The organism is Streptomyces verrucosisporus, assembly GCF_017114865.1.
Lineage (GTDB): Bacteria > Actinomycetota > Actinomycetes > Streptomycetales > Streptomycetaceae > Streptomyces > Streptomyces fenghuangensis.
In genome coordinates this window covers 93,692-117,039 of sequence record NZ_JADEYH010000017.1, presented here as the reverse complement: position 1 = coordinate 117,039, position 23,348 = coordinate 93,692, and the positions used below count along the sequence as shown (strand labels likewise).

The window sequence follows — 23,348 nt, the reverse complement described above, 5'->3', positions numbered from 1 at the left end:
CGAAGGACGTCCGAGCACCCCCGAGCACCCCCGAGCACCCCCGAGCACCCCCGAGCACCCCCGAGCACCCCCGAGAACACAGCCCCGGCGGGCACACCGCCCGGAGCACCCCGAAAGGACACCGCATGGCGCCCGGCCTGCCGACCACGATGGAACGACCGCACTTCATCGGCATCGGCGGAGCCGGAATGTCCGGCATCGCGAAGATCCTCGCCCAGCGCGGTGCCGAGGTCGCCGGCAGCGACGCCAGGGAGTCCGCCACCGCCGCGGCGCTGCGCGCCCTCGGGGTCACCGTCCACATCGGCCACGCCGCCGCGCACCTGGCCGCCGACGCCACCGCCGTCGTCGTCTCCAGCGCCATCCGCGAGGACAACCCCGAGCTGGCCGCCGCCCGCGAGCGCGGCATGCCCGTCGTGCACCGCTCCGACGCGCTGGCCGCCCTCATGGACGGCCTGCGCCCCATCGCCGTCGCCGGCACCCACGGCAAGACGACCACCACCTCCATGCTCGCCGTCGCCCTGGACGCGATGGGCCTGGACCCCTCGTACGCCATCGGCGGCGACCTCGACGGCCCCGGCACCAACGCCCGGCACGGCGGCGGGGAGATCTTCGTCGCCGAGGCCGACGAGAGCGACCGCAGCTTCCACAAGTACGCCCCCGAGGTGGCGATCGTCCTCAACGTGGAGCTGGACCACCACGCCAACTACGCCTCGATGGAGGAGATCCACGAGTCGTTCCTAACCTTCGCCGACCGCGTCCGCCCGGGCGGCACCCTGGTGGTCAGCGCCGACCACGAAGGCGCCCGCGAGTTCACCGCCCGCCTGCGCGCCCGCGCCGCCGGGGGCCCCCGGGTCGTCACCTACGGCGAGGCCGACGACGCCGACGTACGCGTCCTCAAGGTCCTCCCGCAGGGGCTGACCAGCGAGGTCACCGCCGTCCTCGACGGCGCGCAGCACACCTTCACCGTCTCCGTCCCCGGCCGCCACTACGCCCACAACGCCGTCGCCGCCCTGGCCGCCGGCGCGGCGCTGGGCGCCCCGGCCGCAGCCCTGGCCGCTGCGCTGGCCTCCTACACCGGTGTCAACCGCCGCCTCCAGCCCAAGGGCGAGGCGCGCGGGGTGCGGGTCATCGACTCCTACGCCCACCACCCCACCGAGATGACCGCCGACATCGAGGCCATCCGGGGAGCGGCCGCGGGCGGCCGGGTGCTGGTCCTCTTCCAGCCGCACCTGTTCAGCCGCACCCGGGAGCTGGGAGCGGAGATGGGGCAGGCTCTGGCACTGGCCGACGCCTCGGTCGTCCTGGACATCTACCCGGCCCGCGAGGACCCGGTCCCGGGCGTCACCAGCGCCGTCATCACCGACGCCGCACTGTCCGCGGGCGCGGACGTGCGGCCCGAGTCCGACAGACAGGCCGCCGCCGCCCTGATCGCCGGAATGGCCGAGCCCGGTGATCTCGTTCTCACCATGGGAGCGGGCGACGTCACCGAACTCGGCGCGACGGTGCTGGAGCGGCTGGCCGCCCGCCCGGCGAACCGATAGGGCCGAGGAGAAACCCATGGGTTACGAGATCGACAAGAGCGACGAGCAGTGGCGGCAGGAGCTCAGCCCCGCCGAGTACCACGTGCTGCGCGAGGCGGGCACCGAGCCGGCCTTCACCGGTGAGTACAACCACACCAAGACCACCGGCGTCTACCAGTGCCGCGCCTGCGGGTCCGAACTGTTCCGCTCCGACACCAAGTTCGAGTCGCACTGCGGCTGGCCCAGCTTCTTCGACCCGGCCGACTCCTCGGCCGTGGAACTGCTGGAGGACCGCTCCCACGGCATGGTCCGCACCGAGGTGCGCTGCGCACGCTGCGGCTCCCACCTGGGCCACGTCTTCCGCGGCGAGGGCTACCCGACCCCGACGGACGAGCGCTACTGCATCAACTCCGTCTCCCTGAAGCTGGTGCCCGAGGAGGGCTGACGGGCCCCGGGCCGTGCGCCCCGGCCCCCGCGCGGGGGCCGGGGCGCACGGCCCGACTACCGCAGCACCGCCGCCGAGTGCGGGCCCAGCCGCAGCAGACCGTCCCCCTCCGGCGCCTCGCACTCGCCCCAGGAGGCCAGCTCGGCGGCGGTGTGCACCGACAGCGGGATCTCGGCGGTGCCCTCCCCGGCCAGGTTCACCGCCACGTGCAGCCCGCCGTGGCGCACGCACAGCCAGCGCCGCTCCTCGTCGTGGGCGACGTGGACGTCCACCAGCCGGGTGCGGGGCGAGACATGGGCGCGGCGCAACGCGATCAGCGCGCGGTGCCAGGCCAGCAGGCCGGCGTGCGGCTCGCGGTGCGGCTCGTCCCAGTCCAGGCAGGAGCGCAGCCGGGTGGCCGGGTCCTGCGGATCGGGCACGTCCGCCTCCGACCAGCCGTGCGCGGCGAACTCCCGCCGCCGCCCCCGCCGCACCGCCTCGGCCAGCTCCGGATCCCGGTGGTCGGTGAAGTACTGCCAGGGGGTGCGCGCCCCCCACTCCTCGCCCATGAACAGCATCGGCGTGTACGGCCCGCACAGCACCAGCGCCGCCGCGCAGGCCGCCAGGCCGGGGGAGAGGTGGGAGGCGAGCCGGTCGCCTTGGGCCCGGTTGCCGATCTGGTCGTGCGTCTGGGCGTAGGCCAGGAAGCGGCCGGCCTCGGTGGCGGTGCGGTCCACCGCCAGGCCGTGGCGGCGGCCCCGGAAGGAGGAGTAGGTGCCGTCGTGGAAGAAGGCGCCGGTCAGCGACTTGGCCAGGGCCGCCATCGGGGCGCGGGCGAAGTCGGCGTAGTAGCCCTGCGCCTCGCCGGTCAGCGCGGTGTGCAGGGCGTGGTGGACGTCGTCGTCCCACTGGGCGTCCATGCCCAGCCCGTGCGCCCCGCGCGGCGCGGTGGTGCGCGGGTCGTTGCGGTCGGACTCGGCGATCAGGAACAGCGGGCGGCCCAGCTCGGCCGACAGGCCCTCCACGGCCGCCGACAGCTCGGCCAGGAAGTGCCCGGCCCGCTCGTCGATCAGCGCGTGCACCGCGTCCAGCCGCAGTCCGTCCAGCCGGTAGTCGCGCAGGAGGGCCAGCGCGCTGCCGGCGAAGTACGCCCGCACCTCGTCCGAGCCGGGCCCGTCCAGGTTGACCGCCGCCCCCCACGGGGTGTGGTGGCGCTCGGTGAAGTACGGGCCGAACTCCGGCAGCCGGTTGCCCGACGGCCCCAGATGGTTGTGGACCACGTCCAGGACCACGCCCAGCCCGTGGCCGTGCGCGGCGTCCACGAACCGCTTGAGCCCGTCGGGCCCGCCGTAGGGCTCGTGCACCGCCCAGGGCGCCACCCCGTCGTAGCCCCAGCCGTGAACGCCGGGGAAGGGGGCGACCGGCATCAGCTCGACATGGGTGACGCCCAGGTCGGCCAGATGGCCCAGCCGGCCGGCCGCCGCGTCGAAGGTGCCCGCCTCGGTGAAGGTGCCGACGTGCAGCTCGTACAGGACCGCGCCGTCCGGGCCGAGCCCCTCCCAGTCGTGCCGCCAGACGTATGCCTCCCGGTCCACCACCGCGGCGAGCCCGTCGGGACCGTCGGGCAGCCGGCGGGCGCGGGGGTCGGGCAGCACGGGCCCGTCGTCGACCGAGAAGCCGTAGCGGGTCCCGTGACCGGCGGACGCCTCGGCCCGCCACCACCCCTCGCGCTCCGGGTCGCGGTGCATGGGGTGCTCCTCGCCCCCCGCGTGCAGCGCGACCCGTCGCGCGTATGGCGCCCACACCTCGAACAACACCGGGGATCTCCTTCGGCCGACGGCACCTCAGGGGACCAGCATGCCCGTTTCGGCGGGTTTCAGCGTGCTGCGCGGCCCATGCGGACGCGGCGCTGCACCACCGGATATCCGGCACGGGCGAAGTGGGCGGCCATCGGGGTGTTGCCCACGTCGGTGGACGCCGCGATCGCACCGGCCCCCTCGGCGACGAGCCGGCGGGTGCACTCCACCAGCAGGTCGTAGGCGTACCCGTGGCCGCGCTGCCCGGGCACCACCCCGATGAACCCGACGCAGGGGCCGGACGGGTTGCGCGCCGGGACCTGAAGACCCACCAGCTCGCCCCGCGGCGTGTACGCCAGCCGCCACCAGTCACGCGGCGAGGGGCACCAGCGGAAGAAGTCCAGCTCCTCGCGCGCGGCCCGCTCCACGCCGCCGGCGGCGATCGCACGGAGGGTGTGCGCGTCCAGGGTGGCCGAGTGGATGCGGCGCAGTACCTCCAGGACCTCCTCGTCACCCGCCTCACCGTCCGGCACCGGGCGGAACTCCAGCCGGCCGGGGCGCCCGGGCAGCCCGCACTCCGGGGTCCAGAGGTAGCGCAGGCGCTCCACCAGGAACGCGTACCCGGCGGCCTCGGCCGCCGCGATACGGGCCTCGGCGGCGGCCCGCGCCTCCTCCCGGCCGCGCCAGTCGGGCGGCAGCATCAGCTTGTACTCGGCACGCAGCGGAACGCGCCGCAGCAGCTCCACCGCGGCGTCGCGGTCGGTGAAGTCGAACCAGTCGAGCGCGACCGGCTCGGTGTCGCCGGGCCCGCCCCAGAAGGCGGCGCGCGCGACGACCTCGCCGCCGCGCAGGGCCACCCAGGTCCACTCGGGACGGTACTCGCCGCCCTCGGCGACGGTGGCGTACGGGCGCCCCAGCAGGGAGCGGCCGACCAGGGAGGCGGTCGGGTCGGGTAGGGAGGTGAACAGCTCGCGCGCCTCGCCCTCGGCGAGTGCGCGGACGACCGTGGAGGCCGGAGAGGTCATGGAGTGGGTTCCTTCGCGGAGGACACGGGCGCCGCCGCGCTCCCGGTCAGGGAAGGAACGCCCGGCGGCCCGGAGGGCGTCCACGCGTTTTCCGGCCCGGCCGCCGGGGCCTGCCGGGACGGCTAGGTCTTCACCGGCGAGGTCAGGGTTTCGGCGCCCTTCCCCGTGAAGGTCGACCTCGGCCGGCTCCGAGCCGCCCGGGCCCTCCCGCGGCTTCGCCCGGAGCGGGCTGGACAGCTCTGGTGCGGGTCCGGAGAATGACGGGTCATGGCATCTGTGGAGTCCCGGGCGGTCCCGCCGCGTCCGTCGGAGGAGGACCGGGAACGCGCCCTGGAGGTGCTGCGCGAGAGCGCGGCCGAGGGACGGGTGTCGAGCGGGACGTTCGAGCACCGGATGGATCTGGTCCTCACCGCGCGCCGCTCCGACGAGATCGAGGCGGCGGTGCACGACCTGCGCCCCCGGCCGCCGGAGCCGGCGCTCATCAGGTTCGTCGGCGCGGTCTCGGCGTTGCCGGGGAGGCTGCGGCGGGCCTGGCGGACGGCCCGGCTGCCGGAGCTGATGCTGCCCGCGCCCGGCCCGTATCCGATGAGCATCGGCCGCGCGCCCGGTTCGGTGCTGCGGCTGAACGACGGGACGGTGTCCCGGACGCACGCCCAGCTGCACAGCTCGGCGCGGGGTTGGACACTGCGCGATCTGGGTTCGTCCAACGGCACCTGGGTCAACGGCCGCCGGGTGACCGGATCGGTGAGCGTGCGTCCGGGGGATCATGTGCGGTTCGGGCGGGTCGGCTTCCGTCTCGGCGGTCGCTGACCCGCCCTCACCTCTTCAGTCGGTGCCCGTGGGGGCGGGCGCCGCGATCAGTGCGGCATGCAGTGCGGTGCGGACGGGTCGCCCGCCCCGCCGTTCACCACGTAGCCGAAGGTCGCCGACTGTCCCGGTGCCAGAGCCGAGCCCTGCTGACTCTGGGCGTAGACGTTGGAGCCGTCGTAGGTGGGCGAGGCGTTCCACAGGCTGTCCACCCGCTGACCGGAGGCCAGTTCGAAGTGGACGGTCCAGCCGCGCAGGGTGGTGTCGCCGCGGTTGGTGACGGTCACCTCGCCCTGGTGGCCGCTGCCCCAGTCGTTGACCTTGCGCAGGACGGCCGCGCAGGAGGCGGTGCCCGGGTCGGTGGGCTCCTCACCGGGGTCGGTCGGGTCCTCGCCCGGGTCGCCCGGGTCCTCGCCGCCGTCCGAGCCGGGGAAGACCACCTCGCCGTTGCCGCCGTCGAAGGCGACGTCGGAGCAGCTGTAGAAGGTCTCGTTGCTGTCCGAGCGCGACCAGACCATGTAGATGATGTGGCGGCCGCTCTTGTTCGCGGGCAGGGCGCTGGTCCAGGTGTACTTGCCGTCGATGGTGCCGACCGAGCCGGACAGCTGCGGGTCGGTCACCGAGGCGAAGGGCTGGTCCTCCAGGTCGTCCCAGCCCAGCGGCTGGTTCGGGTCGTAGCCGTCCTTGGTGACGTAGAGGTGGAAGGTGCCCGGGTGGGCGGCCCACGCGTTGTAGGCGAACCGCATCTGGGCGCCGGAGGTCAGTCGGGTGTACGGCCAGTCGGAGCGGGCCTGGTTGAAGGCGGTGAAGTCGTACGGGCCGCCGGTGCCGCCGCTGCACAGCTCCCCGTCGGGGATGAAGCCCTCGGTGCGTCCGGCGCCGTCGGAGCGGAGCACGGCGAACCAGTTGTAGAACGGGGTGGACCCGCCCTGGGCCAGGGCGTCCGCGCAGGCGGGGTTGTCCGGCTGGAGCGCGCCGGAGGAGGTGTGGGCGTTCTCCCAGCACAGGTAGGTGCGGCTGCCCGGGTTCATGGGCGCGCCGTGTGCCTGGGCCTTGCCCGCGGGGAGGAAGAACACCAGGCACAGGGCCGGCAGCGCGGCCAGCAGCGTCAGCAGGACGCCTCTGCGGGGGCGGCTCGTTCTTGGCGTGGACATGCCATTCGTGGCGGGCATGTCGTCTAAGCGTGTCGTCATCGTGCCGGAGGTCCCTTCAAGCACGTGCGGGGGTGGGACTGTGATGGATGGGAGCGCTCCCATCCCCGGTGAAGGTAGCGCGGGGACCGGCGTGTGTAAATGCTCCGGTCACATCGCGACGGAAATTCCCTACCGGGCCCCGGCCCGGCGCCCTCAGCCGCGCACCAGCAGCGCCACCGGCCGCCCGTCCAGCAGCTCCGCCAGCCCCGCGCTCCCCTCCGCCTCCCGGCCGCCCAGCAGGTCCCGCCACCGCCCCGGCGGCAGTTCCAGGGCTGTCCCCCGCCAGCCGCCCGCCTCCGCCAGCCGCAGTGAGAGCCGGGTCGTGACGCAGACCACCGCACCCGAACGCGCGTACGCCACGCAGTGCCCGGCCGCGGGCCCCGCGGCCCGCAGCGGCTCGTAAGAGGCCTCCGCGCCGAACCACTCCGGGTGCTCCCGCCGAAGCCGCAGCGCCGCCCCGGTCAGGGCCCGCTTCTCCTCGGACAGGGACTCCGGCAGCCAGGCCGCGGCCTCCTGGCGGGCCTCCGCGGTCTCCTCCGGCGCTTCCCGCGCGAAGGGCGGGAAGTCCGGCAGCCGCCGGTTGTCGGGATCGACCAGCGCGGCGTACACCCGCTCGGTGCCCATGTAGAGGTCCGGCACGCCCGGCATGGTCAGATGCAGCAGCGCCGCGCCGAGCACGTTGGCCCGCACCGGACCGGCCAGCCCCCGCGCGAACTCCGCCACCGTGTACAGCTGCGGCCCGCCCGGCCCCGCCACCGCGAAGCGCTCGACGGCCTCCTCGTACGCCGCGTCCCGCTCCGTCCACGTGGTGCGCAGCCCGGCCTCCCGCACCGCCTTCAGCAGCGCGGGCACCAGCCGCTCCTGGTAGGGGAAGCCCATGCCGTACGCCGTCTGCCACGCCACCCACGCCACATGGCGGTCCGGGGCCTCCACCCCGGAGGCGCGCAGTGTCTCCCGCGTCACCCGCTCCAGCAGCTCCACCCACCGCTGTGGGCACTCCGTCAGCACCGCGAGCGCCGCCCGTACGTCCGCGCTGCGCTTGGTGTCGTGCGTGGACAGCACGGTGCCGGTGGCCGGCCAGTCGCGCTGGAGCCGGGCGCAGTACGCGTGGAACTCCTCCGGCGCCACCTGCGGCCCGCCCGGATCCCCGCCCACCTCGGCGGCCGACAGCAGCGGCGCGTAGCGGTAGAAGGCGGTGTCCTCCTCCGACTTGGCCCGCAGCGCCGCGCAGACCTGCGCGAACCGCGCGCAGAAGTCCCGCTGGGCCTCGCCGTCTCCCAACTGGCCCAGCGCCAGGTCACGCACCACGTCCACCGCGACGGCCTCCTGCGGCACCGCGAACGCGGCCCGCGCGCCCTCGGCCGCCTCCTCCAGCATCGCCCGGTCCTCCGCGCCCACCGGTCCGCCCGCGGTGACGTACGGCCGGTACACCGGCACCCGTGCCAGCACCTCCTCGACCGCGGTGCGCAGCGCCCAGGGCGCGTGGTCGCGCAGCGCCAGGCCGGGCGCGGCCTCGCACACGGCGGCGGCGGTGCGGGTCAGCCGCCCGACCTCGGCGGCCAGGTCGTGGGCGACCACCTCCCGGGCGGCCCGCCGCACGGTCGGCCCCCACTCGCCGCCCAGGTCCGGCGCGGCACCGGTGAAGCCGCGGTAGAGGGCGGACAGCTCCGCCAGCCCGTCCGGGTCGAGGAAGAGGCCGTCGACACGGTGCAGCGCGTCGTACCCGGTCGTCCCGGCCACCGGCCAGGACACCGGCAGCCGCTCGCGGGGGCCGAGGATCTTCTCCACCACCGTCCAGGCCCGGCCGCTCTCCTCCTCCAGCCGCAGCAGATACGCGCCCGGGTCGGCCAGCCCGTCCGGGTGGTCCACCCGCAGGCCGTGGACCACGCCCTCGCGCAGCAGCCGCAGCACGCACGCATGGGTGGCGGCGAAGACCTCCGGTTCCTCCACACGCACACCGATCAGGTCGGCGATGGTGAAGAAGCGCCGGTAGTTCAGCTCGGTGCGGGCCAGCCGCCACCAGGCCAGCCGGTAGTGCTGGGCGTCCAGCAGCTCGGGCAGCGGCAGGTGCTCGGTGCCCTCGCGCAGCGGGAAGCGGTGGTCGTGGTAGGCCAGGACACCGCCCTTGACCGTCAGCGCCCCCGGCTCGTCGCCCAGCCGCCCGCCCAGCACCGGCAGCAGCATGCGGCCGCCGCCCGCCTCCCAGTCGATGTCGAACCAGCGCGCGTACGGGGAGGCCGGCCCCTCGCGCAGCACCTCCCACAGCGCCTCGTTGAGCCGTTCGGGCACGGGGACGCCCATGTGGTTGGGGACGATGTCCACCACGATGCCCATGCCGTGCTCCCGCGCGGCGCGCGACAGCGACCGCAGCCCCTCCTCGCCGCCCAGCTCCTCGCGGACCCGGGCGTGCCCGGTCACGTCGTAGCCGTGGGCGGAGCCGGGGGCGGCCTCCAGCACCGGGGACAGGTGCAGATGCGAGACCCCGAGCGAGGCCAGGTAGGGCACGGCCCTCTCGGCGGCGGAGAACGGGAAGCCGGGCTGGAGCTGGAGCCGGTAGGTGGCGGTCGGCACGGCGGGCACGGCGGGGGGCTGAGGGGACATGTGGTGCATGTTCCCTCCGGGTGCCCGCCGAACCCGCCGCCTGTCGGGCGACATCCCCGGCGGTGGAGGGCGCGCGGGGCCGGCCGTACGGGCGGTCGGCCGGGCCGGTCAGGGGCCGGTCAGGCGGGGCGCTGGAGCACCGTCAGACTGCGGTCCACCAGGGTGATCCGGGAACCCGCCTTCACCGTGGGGCCGGTGCCCGGCGGCACCCCGTCCTCCCGCGAGGTGTCCACCACCACCTGCCACTCCCGCCCGTGGTCCACCGGCACGGTGAACCTGCGCGGGGTCGGCTGCGCGTTGAACATCAGCAGGAAGGAGTCGTCGGCGATCCGCTCGCCGCGCTCGCCGGGCTCGGAGATGGCGTTGCCGTTGAGGAACACCGTCAGCGCCCTGGCCTGGGCCTCCTGCCAGTCCCGATGGGTCATCTCCTCGCCCTCGGGGGTGAACCAGGCGATGTCGGAGAGCTCGTCGTGGGTGCCCTCCACCGGCCGCCCGTGGAAGAAGCGCCGCCGCCGGAAGGCCGGGTGGTCGCGGCGCATCCCCACCATGGCCTGCACGAACTCGCACAGGGGGTGCTTCTCGCCCGGCTTGGGCCAGTGCACCCACGACAGCTCGCCGTCCTGGCAGTAGGCGTTGTTGTTGCCCTTCTGGGTGCGGGCGAACTCGTCGCCGTGGCTGAGCATCGGCACGCCCTGGGAGAGCAGCAGGGTGGCGATGAAGTTGCGCATCTGCCGCCCGCGCAGCGCCATGACGTCCTCATCGTCCGTGGCCCCCTCCACCCCGCAGTTCCACGAGCGGTTGTGGCTCTCGCCGTCCCGGTTGCCCTCACCGTTGGCCTCGTTGTGCTTGTCGTTGTACGCCACCAGGTCGTGCAGGGTGAAGCCGTCGTGGCAGGTGACGAAGTTGATCGAGGCCAGCGGGCGGCGCCCGTCGTCCTGGTACAGGTCGGAGGAGCCGGTCAGCCGGGAGGCGAACTCCGCCAGCGTGCGCGGCTCGCCCCGCCACAGGTCCCGCACGGTGTCGCGGTAGCGGCCGTTCCACTCCGTCCACAGCGGCGGGAAGTTCCCCACCTGGTAGCCGCCCTCGCCCACGTCCCACGGCTCGGCGATCAGCTTCACCTGGCTTACCACCGGGTCCTGCTGCACCAGGTCGAAGAACGACGACAACCGGTCCACCTCGTGGAACTGGCGGGCCAGGGTGGCCGCCAGGTCGAAGCGGAAGCCGTCCACGTGCATCTCGGTGACCCAGTAGCGCAGCGAGTCCATGATCAGCTGCAACACGTGCGGGGAGCGCATCAGCAGCGAGTTGCCGGTGCCGGTGGTGTCCATGTAGTACCGGGGGTCGTCGGTGAGCCGGTAGTACGAGGCGTTGTCCAGGCCCCGGAACGACAGGGTCGGCCCCAGGTGGTTGCCCTCGGCGGTGTGGTTGTAGACCACGTCGAGGATCACCTCGATGCCGGCCTGGTGCAGCGCCTTGACCGCCTGCTTGAACTCCAGCACCTGCTGGCCCCGGTCGCCCCAGGACGCGTAGGCGTTGTGCGGGGCGAAGAAGCCGATGGTGTTGTAGCCCCAGTAGTTCGCCAGCCCGGCGTCGGCCAGCCGGTGGTCGGTGACGAACTGGTGGACCGGCATCAGCTCCAGCGCGGTCACCCCCAGCTTCGTCAGATGCTCGACGATCGCCGGATGGCCCAGCGCCGCGTAGGTGCCGCGCAGGTCCTCGGGCAGCTCCGGGTGGAGCATCGTCAGGCCCTTGACGTGGGCCTCGTAGATGACCGTCTGGTGGTAGTCGGTGCGCGGGGGCCGGTCGTCGCCCCAGTCGAAGTAGGGGTTGACCACCACCGACGCCATGGTGTGCGGGGCGGAGTCCAGGTCGTTGCGCCGTTCGGGTTCGTCGAAGTGGTAGCCGTAGACCGCCTCGTCCCAGTCGATGGCGCCGCTCATCGCCCTGGCGTAGGGGTCCAGCAGCAGCTTGGCGCTGTTGCAGCGCTTTCCCTTCTCCGGCTCGTACGGCCCGTGCACGCGGAAGCCGTAGCGCTGGCCGGGCATGACGCCCGGCAGGTAGGCGTGCCGCACGAACGCGTCGGACTCGCGCAGCTCGATCGCCGTCTCCGACCCGTCGTCGTGCAGCAGGCACAGTTCGATGCGCTCCGCCGCCTCCGAGAACACGGCGAAGTTCGTCCCGGCCCCGTCGTACGTGGCGCCGAGGGGATAAGCCCGTCCAGGCCAGACCTGCATGTCGACTCTTCCTGTCGCGGTCTCTACCCGTTACCCGTTTTCGCTGCATCCTTGCGCAGTACTGGTGCGGGAGACGGGCACCGGATGGGCGCAGCATCCATCTTCCCCCGGATGAGCGTACGGAGAAAGGAACTTGGTGGCGGGATACTGCTGCGTCCCCTCCCGGGAGGGCAGTAGGCTCCTTGATCGAACAGCAGGTCCGGAAGGCGGTGCGCAGGTGGGCTCGGGAGGGCTTGAGCTTCCCTCGGGGGACGGGGGCGGCGAGAGCGGTGCCGCCGGGGCGCCCGGAGCGGTGCCGCCCGGCACGGTCTCCCTGGCCCGGCCGATGGAGATCGGCGCGGACCTCGCCTGGGGCGCCGAGGAGTGGGCCGAGGTGCGGCTGCGCGCCCAGCGGGCGGGACGGGCCTACATCTGGCTCAATCTCGTCGAGCAGCGGCTGCGCGCCGTGGTCGCGGCGGTGCTGCGGCCGATCTACGAGCCGGTGCACGGCGAGGAGTGGGTCGTGGCGGCGGCCGGTCCGACCGGGCAGGAGTGGGTCCAGCGGGCCGCGGCCGTGCGCGAGGTCAGCCGCCGCAAGGGCTATCTGCTCGACCCGGCCGACGACACCCTGCTGTCCTTCCTCACCCTGCCGCAGCTGCGCGAGCTGGTGGTGCAGCACTGGCCCTGCTTCGAGCCCTACTTCGACGGGCGGCGCGAGCTGGAGCTGGCCCTGGACGAGCTGGAGGTGGCCCGCAGCGCGGTGGCGCGCAACCGCGCGCTGTCCCCGGCCGTCCTCGCCCAGGCCGAGCGGATCTCGGCCCGGCTGCTGGACCTGCTGGGCGCCGGCCGCGACATCCCCTCCGCCCACCGGCTGCCGGTGGACGCGGTGGAGGAACTGGTCGGCGACCGCTTCGCCGACGTCGTCGGCGTCCATCCGGACCGGGTGCGCCTGCAGCGCCAGCTCCCGGCCGAGGACCTGTTCGGCGGAGCGCGCCGGCTGGACGCCATCGGCATAGGACTGAACCTGCTGGTCCAGAACTACTCCGGGCGCCGCCTGGTGCGGCTGGCCGAGTCCGGCTGCCGGGTGCGGCTGCTCTTCCTCAACCCGGCCAGCAGCGCGGTGCGCCGCAGGGAGCGGGAGCTGGGGCTGAAGAAGGGCGAGCTGAGCCGTTCGGTGGAGATGAACATCCTCCACATGCGGCGGGTGCGCTCCCGGCTGCGGGACGCCGGCGCCTTCCAGATCCACGTCTTCGACGAGACCCCGCGCTTCACCGCCTACCTCGTCGACGGCGACGGGCCGGACGGTATCGCGGTGGTCCAGTCCTACCTGCGCCGCATCCGGGGGATGGAGGCCCCGGTCTTCGTGCTGCGCGGCGGCGGCCGGGACATCGTCCAGGACGGGACCGTCCGGGGCGGCCCGCAGGGGGAGGACGCCGAGGGCGGGCTGTTCCCCCTCTACCGCGAGGAGATGGAGTCGGTGTGGGCCGACTCCCGGCCGGTGTCCTGATCCGGCAGGTGCTGTCACCCCTCGGCACTAGGCTGCCGGGCATGACGGGACGGCCGGAGAGCTATGCGGCGCTGCTGCGCGGGATCAACGTCGGCGGGAACAAGAAGGTGCCCATGGCCGAGCTGCGCGAGGTGATGGCGGGGCTCGGCTGGGAGGACGTACGCACCTACGTCAACAGCGGGAACGCCGTCTTCACCGCCGGCCGCCGGGACACCGGCGAGCTGGCGGCCGAGCTGGAGGCGGCGATCGCCGGCCGCTTCGGCTTCACCGTCTCCTGCCTGGTTCGCACTGCCGGCGAGCTGCGCGCGGCGGCCGACGCCTGCCCGTACCCGGCCGCCGACGCCGACCCGGCCAAGCTGCTGGTCCTCTTCCTCGGCCGCGAACCGGACCGCGGGCGCCTGGCGGCGGTGGACACGGCGGCGTACGCGCCCGACGAGTTCCGGGCGGGGGAGCGCGAGCTGTACTGCTGGTTCCCGCAGGGCATGGGCCGCAGCAAGCTGCCCGGCGCGCTGGAGAAGGCCTGCCGGGGCACGACCGTCACCGGCCGCAACCGGCGCACGGTCACCAGACTGCTGGAGATGGTCTCCTCCTAGGCCGCCGTCGTCCCGTGCACCCGTCCGGGCGGTGTGGCCGCCGCCGCTTCGGGGCACACGCCCCCGGTCGTGGCACACACCGACCGGAAGGCACACCGATGGAGGGCACGCAGGAGACGGGGGCCGGGCAGGCGGGAGCGGAGCCGACGGGGGCGGGGTGGCGCGGCACCCGGATCGTCCTGCGGCCCGTCGCCACCCCGCTGCCCCTGGGGTTCCTCGCGCTGGGCTTCGCCACCTTCCTGTTCGCCGCGCTCCAGCTCGAATGGCTCCGGCCCTACGAGGGGCGCCTGGTGGCACTGGCCGTACTGCTGCTGACGGTGCCGCTGCAACTGCTGGCGTCGGTGTTCGGCTTCCTGTGCCGGGATCCGGGCACGGGCACGGCGATGGGGCTGCAGGCGGGCACCTGGGCCGTCGCCGCGGGCACCACCGCCCTCACCCCGCCCGGCTCGCACAGCGACGCACTCGGCCTGGCGCTGCTGGCCTCCGCCGTCGCCCTGCTGGTGGCCGCCGCGGCGGACGGCGGGAAACTCGTGGCGGCGGCGGTGGTCACCCTCTCGGCCGTCCGCTTCGCCGTCACCGGGATCGCGGAGCTGACCGCGTCCCCCGCCTGGGGGAGCGCCGCCGGGATCACCGGTCTCGTCCTGGCGGCGCTGGCCTGCTACGCAGCCCTCGCCTTCCTGCTGGAGAACGCCCTGGGGCGCGCCGTACTGCCGGTGCTGCGCAAGGAGCCGGCCGGGGACGAGCCGGGGGTGCGCCCCCGGCTGTGAGACCGCGGGCGTCCGGGGCCGCTCACGCGCCGGTGGGCAGGCTCACGCGCCCGGCCCACCGCACCAGCGCCTCGTCGTAGCGCCGCGCCATCAGGCGGGCCAGCTCAGGGGCGTCGCCCAGCACCGGCGCCAGCAGGTCGGCGCCCGCCTCGCGGGCGCCGGCGGCGATGCGGTCCGGGAGGAAGCCGGGCGCAATGACGTAAGGGGCGACGGCCACCCGCCGCACCCCCCGGGCGCGCAGCTCCCGCACCGCGTCGGCGGTGCGGGGAAGGGATGCGGAGGCGAACGCGGGCCGCACGGCACACCAACCGGAGATGTGCCGCCACTCCCGCGCGATATCTGCGATCACCGCGATCGCCTCCGGGTCGGAGGAGCCCGCCGAGGCCAGGACGACCCCGGTCGAGCGTTCGTCGCCGGGCCGCAGCCCGGCCTCGTACAGCCGCCGCTCCAGGGCGGCCGTCAGCAGCCGGTCCGGGCCCAGGACGTCGGCCTGGTGCACCGCCAGCCTCGGCAGCCGCGCCACCGTCTCGCCCAGCACCGCGGGGATGTCGGCCTTGGCGTGGAAGGCGCGGGTGAGCAGCAGCGGCAGGGCCACCACCCGCCGCACACCGTCGGCGTGCAGACGGGCCAGCACCTGGGGGACGGAGGGGGCGTTGAAGTCCAGATGGCCCACCTCGACCCGCAGCCGCGGGCGCAGCCCGCGCAGCCGGGCGCACAGCGCGGCCACCGTCGCCGCGTGGCGCGGGTCGCGGCTGCCGTGCGCGACGACCAGCAGGGCGGGACGGGCATCCCGGGCGCCGCGGGCACCGCGGACGTCCGGGGCTTCGCGGCCGGGGATGCGGAGGGTGCGCACGGGGTCGCTCACCGCCCGGTCGCCGACGCCAGGCCGCGGCTGTGCAGCACACGGCGCTCCACGGGCGAGAACAGCGCCGACTCCACCAGCACACCGACCGCCAGGATCAGCACCACCGAGGCCAGCACCAGGCTCAGCTCGCCGCCCTGCCGGCCCGCGTCCAGCATCCGGCCGATGCCGGGCAGGGGGGTGGCGGTGATGAGCTCGGCCGTCATCAGGGCGCGCCAGCCGAAGGTCCAGCCCTGCCGCAGCGCCGTCACGAAGCCGGGCAGCGCGGCGGGGACGAGGACGTGGACGGCTCCGCGCAGGCCGCCGGCGCCCATCGAACGGCCCGCCCGCAGCAGCAGCGGCGGAATCCGGTCCACGGCGGCGGTGACCCCGACGGCGATGGAGGGCACCGCGCCGAGCAGCACCACGGCGTACACCGCGCCCTCGGAGTTGCCCAGCGCGATCACCGCGACCGGCACCAGCGCGGCGGCCGGCAGCGACTGCACGGCGGACAGGATGGGCCCCAGGACCGTGCGCAGCGGAGCGACCCGGGTGAGCAGCAGCCCCAGGGGGACGCCGACGGCGGCGGAGGCGGCGAAGCCGGCCAGGCAGCGCAGCAGGCTGTGGCCGAGGGCGGGCAGCAGGGTGCCGTCCGACCAGGCGCCGGCCAGCTCGCCCCACACGGCGGCGGGGGAGGGCAGGGAGGCCGACCAGTTCAGCGCGTACGCCGTCTGCCACAGCGCCAGCACCAGGGCGACGGCCGCCAGCGGCGGCGCGGCCTTGGCCAGCACCCGCCGCGAGGTGGCGGCGGTGGCGGACACGGGGGACTCCAGGGCGTCCAGGCCGGACGCCATCTCGTCGGAGTCGTCGGTACTGCCCGGGGCGCCGCCGCCGCCGGTGCCCCGCCCCGGGGGCTCGTGCCGGGCGCCCCGCCGGGAGTCCTCGGTGTCAGTGGCGGGCATGTCGGACGATCTCCTCGTGCAGATGGCCGGTGATCTCCCGGGCGAGGGAGGTGACTTCGGAGTCCTCGATACGGCGGGGGTAGGGGATGTCCACGTCCCACTCGCGCGCCACGCGCCCCGGGCGCGAGGACAGCAGCACGACCCGCTGCCCCAGCCGTACCGCCTCGCGCACGTTGTGGGTGACGAACAGCACCGTCAGCTCCCGCTCGCGCCACACTCGGGTCAGCTCCTCGTGCAGCAGGTCGCGGGTGATGGCGTCCAGCGCGGCGAAGGGCTCGTCCATCAGCAGCACCCGGCTGCCCTGGGCCAGCGAGCGGGCCAGCGCCACACGCTGCCGCATCCCGCCGGAGAGCTGGTGCACCCGCTTGCCGTACGCGTCCGGCAGCCGCACCAGCCGCAGCAGCTCCTCGGCCCGCCCGCGCCGCTCGGACTTGGGCACTCCGGCCAGCTTCAGGGCCAGCTCCACGTTGCGGCCGGCGCTCAGCCAGGGGAAGAGCGCGTGGTCCTGGAACATCAGCGCGGGCCGGCCGTGCGGCACCCGCACCTCGCCGGAGGTCGGGTGGTCGAGCCCGGCCACCAGGTTCAAAAGCGTGGACTTGCCGCAGCCGGAGGCGCCCAGCAGGCAGACGAACTCGCCGGCCGCCGCCGTCAGATCGATGCCGTCCAGCACCTGCTGGCGGTTGCCGGGGGAGGAGCCGAAGGACTTCGAGACGTGGTCGAGCCGCACCGCGTACGGGCGGGCCTGCCCGGCCCCGGCACCGGTGACGGACGGCGCCGGGGCGGGGGTGGCGAGTTCGGTGGACACAGCGGGGTCCTCTCGTGGGTCGCCACCCGGTTCGGGCGGCTACGGCGGGGGAGAGCCGGCGTGTGCGGCGGGGACATGCCGCGCTTGGGGGACATATGGGGCGCCCCCGGGGCGCGGGTCGTACGGGTCGCGCTGGTCGTGCCGGATGTGCGGGGCGTGCGGCCGGGCGTCGGGCGTCACCGGCGGCATCCCGCCAGTCCGCCCTGCCCGCTGCCCCGGAGGCCGCTGCCGATCCGGCCGCCGGTGTGGTCGAAGGTGGAGAAGGCGTCGTGCACGGCGGCGCCCGCCGCGCTCAGAAGTCCCATCCGTCCTCCCGCGGGGCGTCGTTCCCGGCGGCACGTACCGCCCCGGCGGCTCCGGCGAAGGCCTCGCCGGACATGCCGGCGGTGAGGGTGGAGCCGTCGGCCGGGTCGATCAGCAGGAACGAACCGGTGCGGCGGGAGAGCGCGTAGGGGTCCAGCGGCAGCGGCTCGGCGGTACGGATCCGCACCCGGCCGATGTCGTTGGCCACCAGCTCGCCCGGCTCGGGGTGGGGCGAGAGGTCGTCCAGGGTCAGCCGGGAGGGGATCTCCTTGACGATCGCCTTGACCGTGCGGGTGGTGTGCTTCAGCAGCACCCGCTGCCCCACCCGCAGCGGGGTGTCGTGCAGATGGCAGACGGTGGCGGTGACGTCCTGGCTCACGGCGGGGGCGTCGTCGGCGGGTGCGATCAGGTCGCCGCGGGAGACGTCGAGGTCGTCCGCCAGGCGGACGGTGACCGACTGCGGCGCCCAGGCCGCCCGGACCGACCGGCCGAGCAGGTCGATGCCCTCGACCACCGAGGTGCGGCCCGAGGGCAGCACCGTCACCCGCTGTCCCACGCGCAGCACGCCGGAGGCGAGCTGGCCGGCGTAGCCGCGGTAGTCGGGGTGCTCGGCGGTCTGCGGGCGGATGACGTACTGGACGGGGAAGCGGGCCACGTCCCCGGCCGGATCGTGGTCGACCTCGACGGTCTCCAGGTGCTCCAGGACGGTCGGGCCGCTGTACCAGTCCATGTGCTCGGACGGGGTGACCACGTTGTCGCCGACCAGAGCCGAGATCGGCACGGCGGTGACCTCCGGCACGCCCAGCGAGGCGGCGTAGGCGGTGAACTGCTCGGCGATGGAGGCGAAGACCGCCTCGTCGTAGCCAGCCAGGTCCATCTTGTTGACGGCCAGCACCACGTGCGGCACCCGCAGCAGGGCGGCGACCGCGGCGTGGCGGCGGGTCTGCTCGACCACGCCGTTGCGGGCGTCGACCAGGATGATGGCCAGGTCGGCGGTGGAGGCGCCGGTGACCATGTTGCGGGTGTACTGCACATGGCCGGGGGTGTCGGCCAGGATGAACCGGCGGCGTGGCGTGGCGAAGTAGCGGTAGGCCACGTCGATGGTGATGCCCTGCTCGCGCTCGGCGCGCAGCCCGTCGGTCAGCAGTGCCAGGTCCGGGCCGGCGGCGCCGCGGCTGCGGGAGGCGTGCTCGACGGCCTCCAACTGGTCGGCCAGGACCGACTTGGAGTCGTGCAGCAGCCGCCCGACCAGGGTGGACTTGCCGTCGTCGACCGAACCGGCGGTGGCGAAACGCAGCAGCGAGGTCTCCCGCAGCAGCCCGGCGGCCTCGGCGGCGCCGGCTGTGGAAGTGGTGGCAGCGGTGGTCATCGGTCAGAAGTACCCTTCGCGCTTGCGGTCCTCCATGGCGGCCTCCGACAGCTTGTCGTCGGCCCGGGTCGCGCCCCGCTCGGTCAGCCGGGAGGCGGCGATCTCGGCTACGACCTGCTCGATGGTGGCGGCGTCGGAGTCCACCGCCCCGGTACAGGACATGTCGCCGACGGTGCGGTAGCGCACCCGGCGCTCCTGGACCGTCTCGCCGTCCTTCGGGCCGCCCCACTCGCCCGGCGCCAGCCACATGCCGTCGCGCTTGAAGACCTCGCGGGTGTGGGCGTAGTAGATGGCGGGCAGCTCGATCTTCTCCCGCCCGATGTACTGCCACACGTCCAGCTCGGTCCAGTTGGACAGCGGGAAGACGCGCACATGCTCGCCCGGCGCGTGGCGGCCGTTGTAGAGCTGCCACAGCTCCGGACGCTGGCGGCGCGGGTCCCAGCCGCCGAACTCGTCGCGCAGGGAGAACACCCGCTCCTTGGCGCGGGCCTTCTCCTCGTCCCGCCGCCCGCCGCCGAACACCGCGTCGAAGCGGCCCGTCTCGATGGCGTGCAGCAGGGGCACGGTCTGCAGCGGGTTGCGGGTGCCGTCCGGGCGCTCGCGCAGCTCGCCGCGGTCGATGAACTCCTGCACGGAGGCGACGTGCAGGCGCAGCCGGTGCTCGGCCACCACCCGGTCGCGGTAGTCGAGGACCTCGGGGAAGTTGTGGCCGGTGTCCACGTGCAGCAGCGCGAAGGGCACCGGGGCCGGGGCGAACGCCTTCAGCGCCAGGTGGAGCATCACGATGGAGTCCTTGCCGCCGGAGAACAGGATCACCGGCCGCTCGAACTCGCCCGCCACCTCGCGGAAGATGTGCACGGCCTCCGACTCCAGGGTGTCCAGATGGCTCAGCGCGAACGCCGTGCCGGAGGTGCCGGGAGCCGCGCCGGCGGCCGTGCCGGTGGCGCCGGCGGAGTCGGCGGTACTGTCCGGCGCGGGCCCGGTGGTCGGTTCGGTCGAGGTCGTCACGCCAGTCCCCTCTCGGCGAGCAGTGCGTACAGCCGGGCGGCGGAGTCGTCCACCGGCTCGGTGTGCGCCTCGATCCGCAGGTCCGGATCGGCCGGCGCCTCGTACGGGTCGTCCACACCGGTCAGCCCGGACAGCTCTCCGGCGGCCTGCTTGGCGTACAGGCCCTTCACATCGCGCTCGGAGCACACCTCCACCGGGGTGGCCACGTGCACCTCCAGATACGCCGTGCCCTCCGCCCGGTGGCGCCCGCGCACCGCCTCGCGGCTGTCGGCGTACGGCGCGATCACCGGGACCAGGGCCTTGACGCCGTTGGAGGCCAGCAGTTCGGCGACGAAGCCGATCCGCTGCACATTGGTGTGGCGGTCCTCGCGGGAGAATCCCAGGCCGGCGGAGAGGAACTCCCTGATCTCGTCGCCGTCCAGCACCTCCACCCGGTGGCCCTCGCCGCGCAGCCGCGCCGCCAGCGCGTGGGCGATCGTGGTCTTGCCGGCGCTCGGCAGGCCGGTGAGCCAGATCGTGGCTCCGGTGCCGGTGCCGGTGCCGGTGCCGGTGGTACTGCCGGTACTGCCGGTTCTGTCCGTGACGGAGGCGGTCGCCCCGCTCATCTGACGCTCCTCAACTGTCTGGGCCCCTACGGCCTTCGGGTTCGCCATCAGCCATGCAGTCCGCACTCGGTCTTGCCGCGTCCGGCCCAGCGGCCGGAACGGGCGTCCTCGCCCTCCAGCACCCGCCGAGTGCAGGGCGCGCACCCGATGGAGGGGTAACCGTCCATCAGCAGAGGGTTGGTGAGGACGCCGTGCTCGGCAACGTAGGCGTCCACGTCGTCCTGCGTCCAGCGTGCGATGGGCGAGACCTTGACCTTGCCCCGCCTCTCGTCCCAGCCGACGACCGGCGTCCCCGCCCTGGTCGGGGACTCGTCGCGGCGCAGCCCGGTGGCCCAGGCGTCGTACCCGCGCAGGCCCTCCTCAAGCGGCCCGACCTTGCGCAGCGCGCAGCACAGGTCGGGGTCGCGGTCGTGCAGGCGCGGCCCGTACTCGGCGTCCTGCTCGGCCACGGTCTGCCGCGGGGTGAGCGTGACGACGTTGACGTCCATCACCTCCGCGACCGCGTCCCGGGTGCCGATGGTCTCCGGGAAGTGGTAGCCGGTGTCGAGGAACACCACGTCCACACCGGGCGCCACGCGCGAGGCCAGGTGCGCGACGACGGCGTCCTCCATCGAGGAGGTCACGCAGAAGCGGGGGCCGAAGGTGCCGGCCGCCCAGCGCAGGATCTCCAGCGCCGGGGCCTCCTCCAGCTCGCGGCCCGCCTTCTCGGCGAGCCGGCGCAGCTCGCCGGCGTCCGCCCGCAGGTCGTAACGGTCCTCGGCGGCATTCATCGTGTGCTGTCTCCCTCGGTGGAACCGGACCGCCGCAGGCCGTCGGCCAGCAGTCCGAGGAACGAGAGCCTGAAGGCGCGGTTGCAGGAGGCGCACTCCCACGCGCCGTGGCCGTCCTCGGACGGCCGCAGGTCCTCGTCCCCGCAGTACGGGCAGTAGAACGGGGCGGCTCGCTCGCTCACGGTGCCTCCTCGTTCGCTTCTCCGTCCACGCGGCGAAGGTGCGGGTTGGCGGTGAGGTGCGGGGTGGTGGCCGCGTGTGCGTCGCTCACGGTGCCTCCTCGTTCGCTTCTCCGCCTACGCGGCGATCGTGTGCCGGTTTCGTGGTCGTCCGCAGGGTGGTGGCCGCGTGTGCGTCGCTCACGGTGCCTCCTCGTTCGCTTCTCCGCCCACGCGGCGATCGTGTGCCGGTTTCGTGGTCGTCCGCGGGGTGGTGGCCGCGTGTGCGTCGCTCACTTCAGAGCACCCTCGTCGGCCCGTGCCGCCCACTGGGCGAAGCGCTCGCCGTCCTGCCGCTCCTCGTGGTAGCGGGTCAGCAGGCGCTCGACGTAGTCGGGCAGCTCGGCGGCGGTGACCTTCAGCCCGCGCACCTTGCGGCCGAACCCGGGGTCCAGTCCCAGCGCGCCGCCGAGGTGGACCTGGTAGCCCTCCACCTGGTTGCCGTCCGCGTCGGTGACGAGCTGCCCCTTGAGGCCGATGTCGGCGACCTGGATACGGGCGCAGGCGTTGGGGCAGCCGTTGATGTTGATGGTCACCGGCTCGTCGAAGTCCGGCAGACGGCGCTCCAGTTCGTCGATGAGGGTGGAGCCGCGGCCCTTGGTCTCGACGATGGCCAGCTTGCAGAACTCGATGCCGGTGCAGGCCATGGTGCCGCGCCTGAAGACCGACGGACGCGCCGTCAGATCCAGCGACTCCAGGGCCTCCACCAGGGAGTCCACCCGGTCCTCGGTCACGTCGAGGATGATCATCTTCTGCTCGACGGTGGTGCGGACCCGGCCCGAGCCGTGGCCCTCGGCCAGCTCGGCGATCTTGGTGAGGGTGGCGCCGTCGACACGGCCGACGCGGGGAGCGAAGCCCACGTAGAAGCGGCCGTCCTTCTGCCGGTGCACGCCGACGTGGTCGCGCCAGCGCTGGACGGGGGTCTCGGGGGCGGGGCCGTCGGCCAGCCTCCGCCCCAGGTACTCGTCCTCCAGCACCCGGCGGAACCTCTCCGCACCCCAGTCGGCGACGAGGAACTTCAGGCGGGCGCGGTTGCGCAGCCGGCGGTAGCCGTAGTCGCGGAAGACCGAGACGACGCCCTCCAGGACGTCGGCCACGTCCTCCAGCGGCACCCAGGCGCCGAGCCGGACGCCGAGCTTGGGGTTGGTGGACAGGCCGCCGCCCACCCACACGTCGAAGCCGGGGCCGAGCTCGGGATGGCGTACGCCGACGAACGACACGTCGTTGATCTCGTGTGCCACGTCCAGCAGGGGGGAGCCGGAGATGGCCGTCTTGAACTTGCGGGGGAGGTTGGAGTAGGCCGGGTTGCCGACGACGCGGCGCTTGGCCTCCTCCAGCGCGGGCGTGCCGTCGACGATCTCGTCGGCGGCGATGCCGGCGACCGGCGAGCCCAGGAAGGCGCGCGGGGTGTCGCCGCAGGCCTCGGTGGTGGACAGGCCAACGGCCTCCAGACGGCGCCAGATCTCGGGGACGTCCTCGATGCGGACCCAGTGGAGCTGGATGTTCTGCCGGTCGGTGATGTCGGCGGTGCCGCGGGCGAACTCCTGGGAGATCTCGCCGATGACGCGCAGCTGCTCGGTGGTCAGCCGTCCGCCGTCGACGCGCACGCGCATCATGAAGTACTCGTCGTCCAGCTCCTCCGGGGCCAGGACGGCGGTCTTGCCGCCGTCGATCCCGGGACGGCGCTGGGTGTACAGGCCCCACCAGCGCATCCTGCCGCGCAGGTCGGAGGGGTCGATGGAGTCGAACCCCCCGTGGGCGTAGATCGTCTCAATGCGTGTCCGCACATTGAGACCGTCGTCGTCCTTCTTGAACTGCTCGTTGGCGTTCAGCGGGGTGAAGTGCCCGGCGGCCCACTGGCCTTCGCCGCGGTGGCGGCCGGCCTTGCGGCGGGTCGGGGCAGCGCTGGCTGGCTTGGGGGTGTCGGCCATGGCGGTGTGTTCGTCCTTCTGCTGGACTCGGCTGCGCGGGAAGCGGACCGGGTCCGCCCGGGCGCGCTGAAGTGCGCGAACCCGGACGGG

Annotated in this window: 21 protein-coding genes; 6 read left to right on the top strand and 15 right to left on the bottom strand. The window is 74.1% G+C overall.

The features are described 5' to 3' along the window. The first annotated feature begins 125 nt into the window (after positions 1-125). Entirely contained in the window at positions 126-1,541 is a 1,416-nt protein-coding gene (gene murC / locus IQ279_RS18880) for a UDP-N-acetylmuramate--L-alanine ligase (RefSeq protein WP_206349836.1), read from the top strand. Between the two features lie 16 nt (positions 1,542-1,557). After that, positions 1,558-1,965, top strand: a complete 408-nt coding sequence (gene msrB, locus IQ279_RS18875) for a peptide-methionine (R)-S-oxide reductase MsrB (protein WP_101257056.1) — start codon at positions 1,558-1,560, stop codon at positions 1,963-1,965. Positions 1,966-2,021: 56 nt separating this feature from the next. On the opposite strand, the gene treZ is transcribed toward msrB, so the two are convergent. Together treZ and IQ279_RS18865 are read right to left on the bottom strand one after the other, a co-directional pair. Next, complete coding sequence (gene treZ, locus IQ279_RS18870; RefSeq protein ID WP_206349834.1) at positions 2,022-3,761, bottom strand: malto-oligosyltrehalose trehalohydrolase; 1,740 nt, start codon at positions 3,759-3,761, stop codon at positions 2,022-2,024. Between the two features lie 59 nt (positions 3,762-3,820). Then, on the bottom strand, positions 3,821-4,765 hold the full coding sequence (locus IQ279_RS18865; RefSeq protein WP_206349832.1) for an N-acetyltransferase: 945 nt from the start codon (positions 4,763-4,765) through the stop codon (positions 3,821-3,823). Positions 4,766-5,032: 267 nt separating this feature from the next. Between IQ279_RS18865 and IQ279_RS18860 the strand changes: the two genes are divergently transcribed. Next, positions 5,033-5,575, top strand: coding sequence for an FHA domain-containing protein (locus IQ279_RS18860; protein WP_206349829.1), 543 nt, complete (start codon positions 5,033-5,035; stop codon positions 5,573-5,575). A gap of 47 nt (positions 5,576-5,622) precedes the next feature. Here the strand turns inward: IQ279_RS18860 and IQ279_RS18855 are convergent, their stop codons facing one another. The 3 genes from IQ279_RS18855 to glgX all read right to left on the bottom strand — a co-directional run bounded on the left by IQ279_RS18855 (position 5,623) and on the right by glgX (position 11,600). Continuing rightward, complete coding sequence (locus IQ279_RS18855) at positions 5,623-6,744, bottom strand: lytic polysaccharide monooxygenase (protein ID WP_241028355.1); 1,122 nt, start codon at positions 6,742-6,744, stop codon at positions 5,623-5,625. A 174-nt stretch (positions 6,745-6,918) separates the two neighbouring features. After that, positions 6,919-9,366: a malto-oligosyltrehalose synthase gene (treY, locus tag IQ279_RS18850; protein WP_206349827.1), complete on the bottom strand. Its 2,448-nt coding sequence runs from the start codon at positions 9,364-9,366 to the stop codon at positions 6,919-6,921. A 119-nt stretch (positions 9,367-9,485) separates the two neighbouring features. Continuing rightward, positions 9,486-11,600, bottom strand: a complete 2,115-nt coding sequence (gene glgX, locus IQ279_RS18845) for a glycogen debranching protein GlgX (protein ID WP_206349825.1) — start codon at positions 11,598-11,600, stop codon at positions 9,486-9,488. 217 nt (positions 11,601-11,817) lie between these two features. On the opposite strand from glgX, the gene IQ279_RS18840 reads away from it, so the two are divergent. The 3 genes from IQ279_RS18840 (at position 11,818) to IQ279_RS18830 (ending at position 14,446) form a co-directional block, all read left to right on the top strand. Further along, positions 11,818-13,086 (top strand): DUF5919 domain-containing protein, encoded by a 1,269-nt coding sequence (locus tag IQ279_RS18840; protein ID WP_206349823.1) that lies wholly within the window; start codon positions 11,818-11,820, stop codon positions 13,084-13,086. A gap of 41 nt (positions 13,087-13,127) precedes the next feature. Then, a complete protein-coding gene (locus tag IQ279_RS18835) occupies positions 13,128-13,679 on the top strand; it encodes a DUF1697 domain-containing protein (protein ID WP_206349821.1) in 552 nt (183 codons plus the stop codon). Between the two features lie 98 nt (positions 13,680-13,777). After that, the gene (locus IQ279_RS18830) at positions 13,778-14,446 is read left to right on the top strand and encodes a hypothetical protein (protein ID WP_206349819.1); all 669 of its coding nucleotides are present in this window, start codon (positions 13,778-13,780) and stop codon (positions 14,444-14,446) included. A gap of 22 nt (positions 14,447-14,468) precedes the next feature. Here IQ279_RS18830 and IQ279_RS18825 read toward each other — a convergent pair whose 3' ends face one another. The 10 genes from IQ279_RS18825 to IQ279_RS18780 form a co-directional block, all read right to left on the bottom strand. Next, positions 14,469-15,284 carry a sirohydrochlorin chelatase gene (locus IQ279_RS18825; protein ID WP_206349887.1) on the bottom strand — a complete coding sequence of 272 codons (816 nt, stop codon included), beginning with the start codon at positions 15,282-15,284 and terminating at the stop codon, positions 14,469-14,471. 23 nt (positions 15,285-15,307) lie between these two features. Then, positions 15,308-16,249, bottom strand: coding sequence for an ABC transporter permease (locus IQ279_RS18820; RefSeq protein WP_206349817.1), 942 nt, complete (start codon positions 16,247-16,249; stop codon positions 15,308-15,310). Continuing rightward, positions 16,236-17,054 (bottom strand): ABC transporter ATP-binding protein, encoded by an 819-nt coding sequence (locus IQ279_RS18815; protein WP_206349815.1) that lies wholly within the window; start codon positions 17,052-17,054, stop codon positions 16,236-16,238. Before IQ279_RS18815 ends, IQ279_RS18820 begins: the two co-directional genes overlap by 14 nt. A gap of 176 nt (positions 17,055-17,230) precedes the next feature. Then, on the bottom strand, positions 17,231-17,359 hold the full coding sequence (locus tag IQ279_RS18810) for a hypothetical protein (RefSeq protein WP_206349813.1): 129 nt from the start codon (positions 17,357-17,359) through the stop codon (positions 17,231-17,233). Next, on the bottom strand, positions 17,347-18,726 hold the full coding sequence (locus IQ279_RS18805; protein WP_206349811.1) for a sulfate adenylyltransferase subunit 1: 1,380 nt from the start codon (positions 18,724-18,726) through the stop codon (positions 17,347-17,349). The genes IQ279_RS18810 and IQ279_RS18805 overlap by 13 nt, the downstream gene beginning before the upstream one ends. A gap of 3 nt (positions 18,727-18,729) precedes the next feature. Further along, a complete protein-coding gene (cysD, locus tag IQ279_RS18800) occupies positions 18,730-19,617 on the bottom strand; it encodes a sulfate adenylyltransferase subunit CysD (RefSeq protein WP_206349885.1) in 888 nt (295 codons plus the stop codon). A gap of 113 nt (positions 19,618-19,730) precedes the next feature. After that, positions 19,731-20,339 (bottom strand): adenylyl-sulfate kinase, encoded by a 609-nt coding sequence (gene cysC / locus IQ279_RS18795; RefSeq protein WP_206349809.1) that lies wholly within the window; start codon positions 20,337-20,339, stop codon positions 19,731-19,733. A gap of 47 nt (positions 20,340-20,386) precedes the next feature. Next, positions 20,387-21,109, bottom strand: coding sequence for a phosphoadenylyl-sulfate reductase (locus IQ279_RS18790; RefSeq protein WP_206349807.1), 723 nt, complete (start codon positions 21,107-21,109; stop codon positions 20,387-20,389). Next, positions 21,106-21,291 (bottom strand): hypothetical protein, encoded by a 186-nt coding sequence (locus IQ279_RS18785; RefSeq protein WP_093660134.1) that lies wholly within the window; start codon positions 21,289-21,291, stop codon positions 21,106-21,108. Before IQ279_RS18785 ends, IQ279_RS18790 begins: the two co-directional genes overlap by 4 nt. Before the next feature lie 269 nt (positions 21,292-21,560). Beyond that, on the bottom strand, positions 21,561-23,258 hold the full coding sequence (locus IQ279_RS18780; protein WP_206349806.1) for a nitrite/sulfite reductase: 1,698 nt from the start codon (positions 23,256-23,258) through the stop codon (positions 21,561-21,563). Between the last annotated feature and the right edge of the window lie 90 nt (positions 23,259-23,348).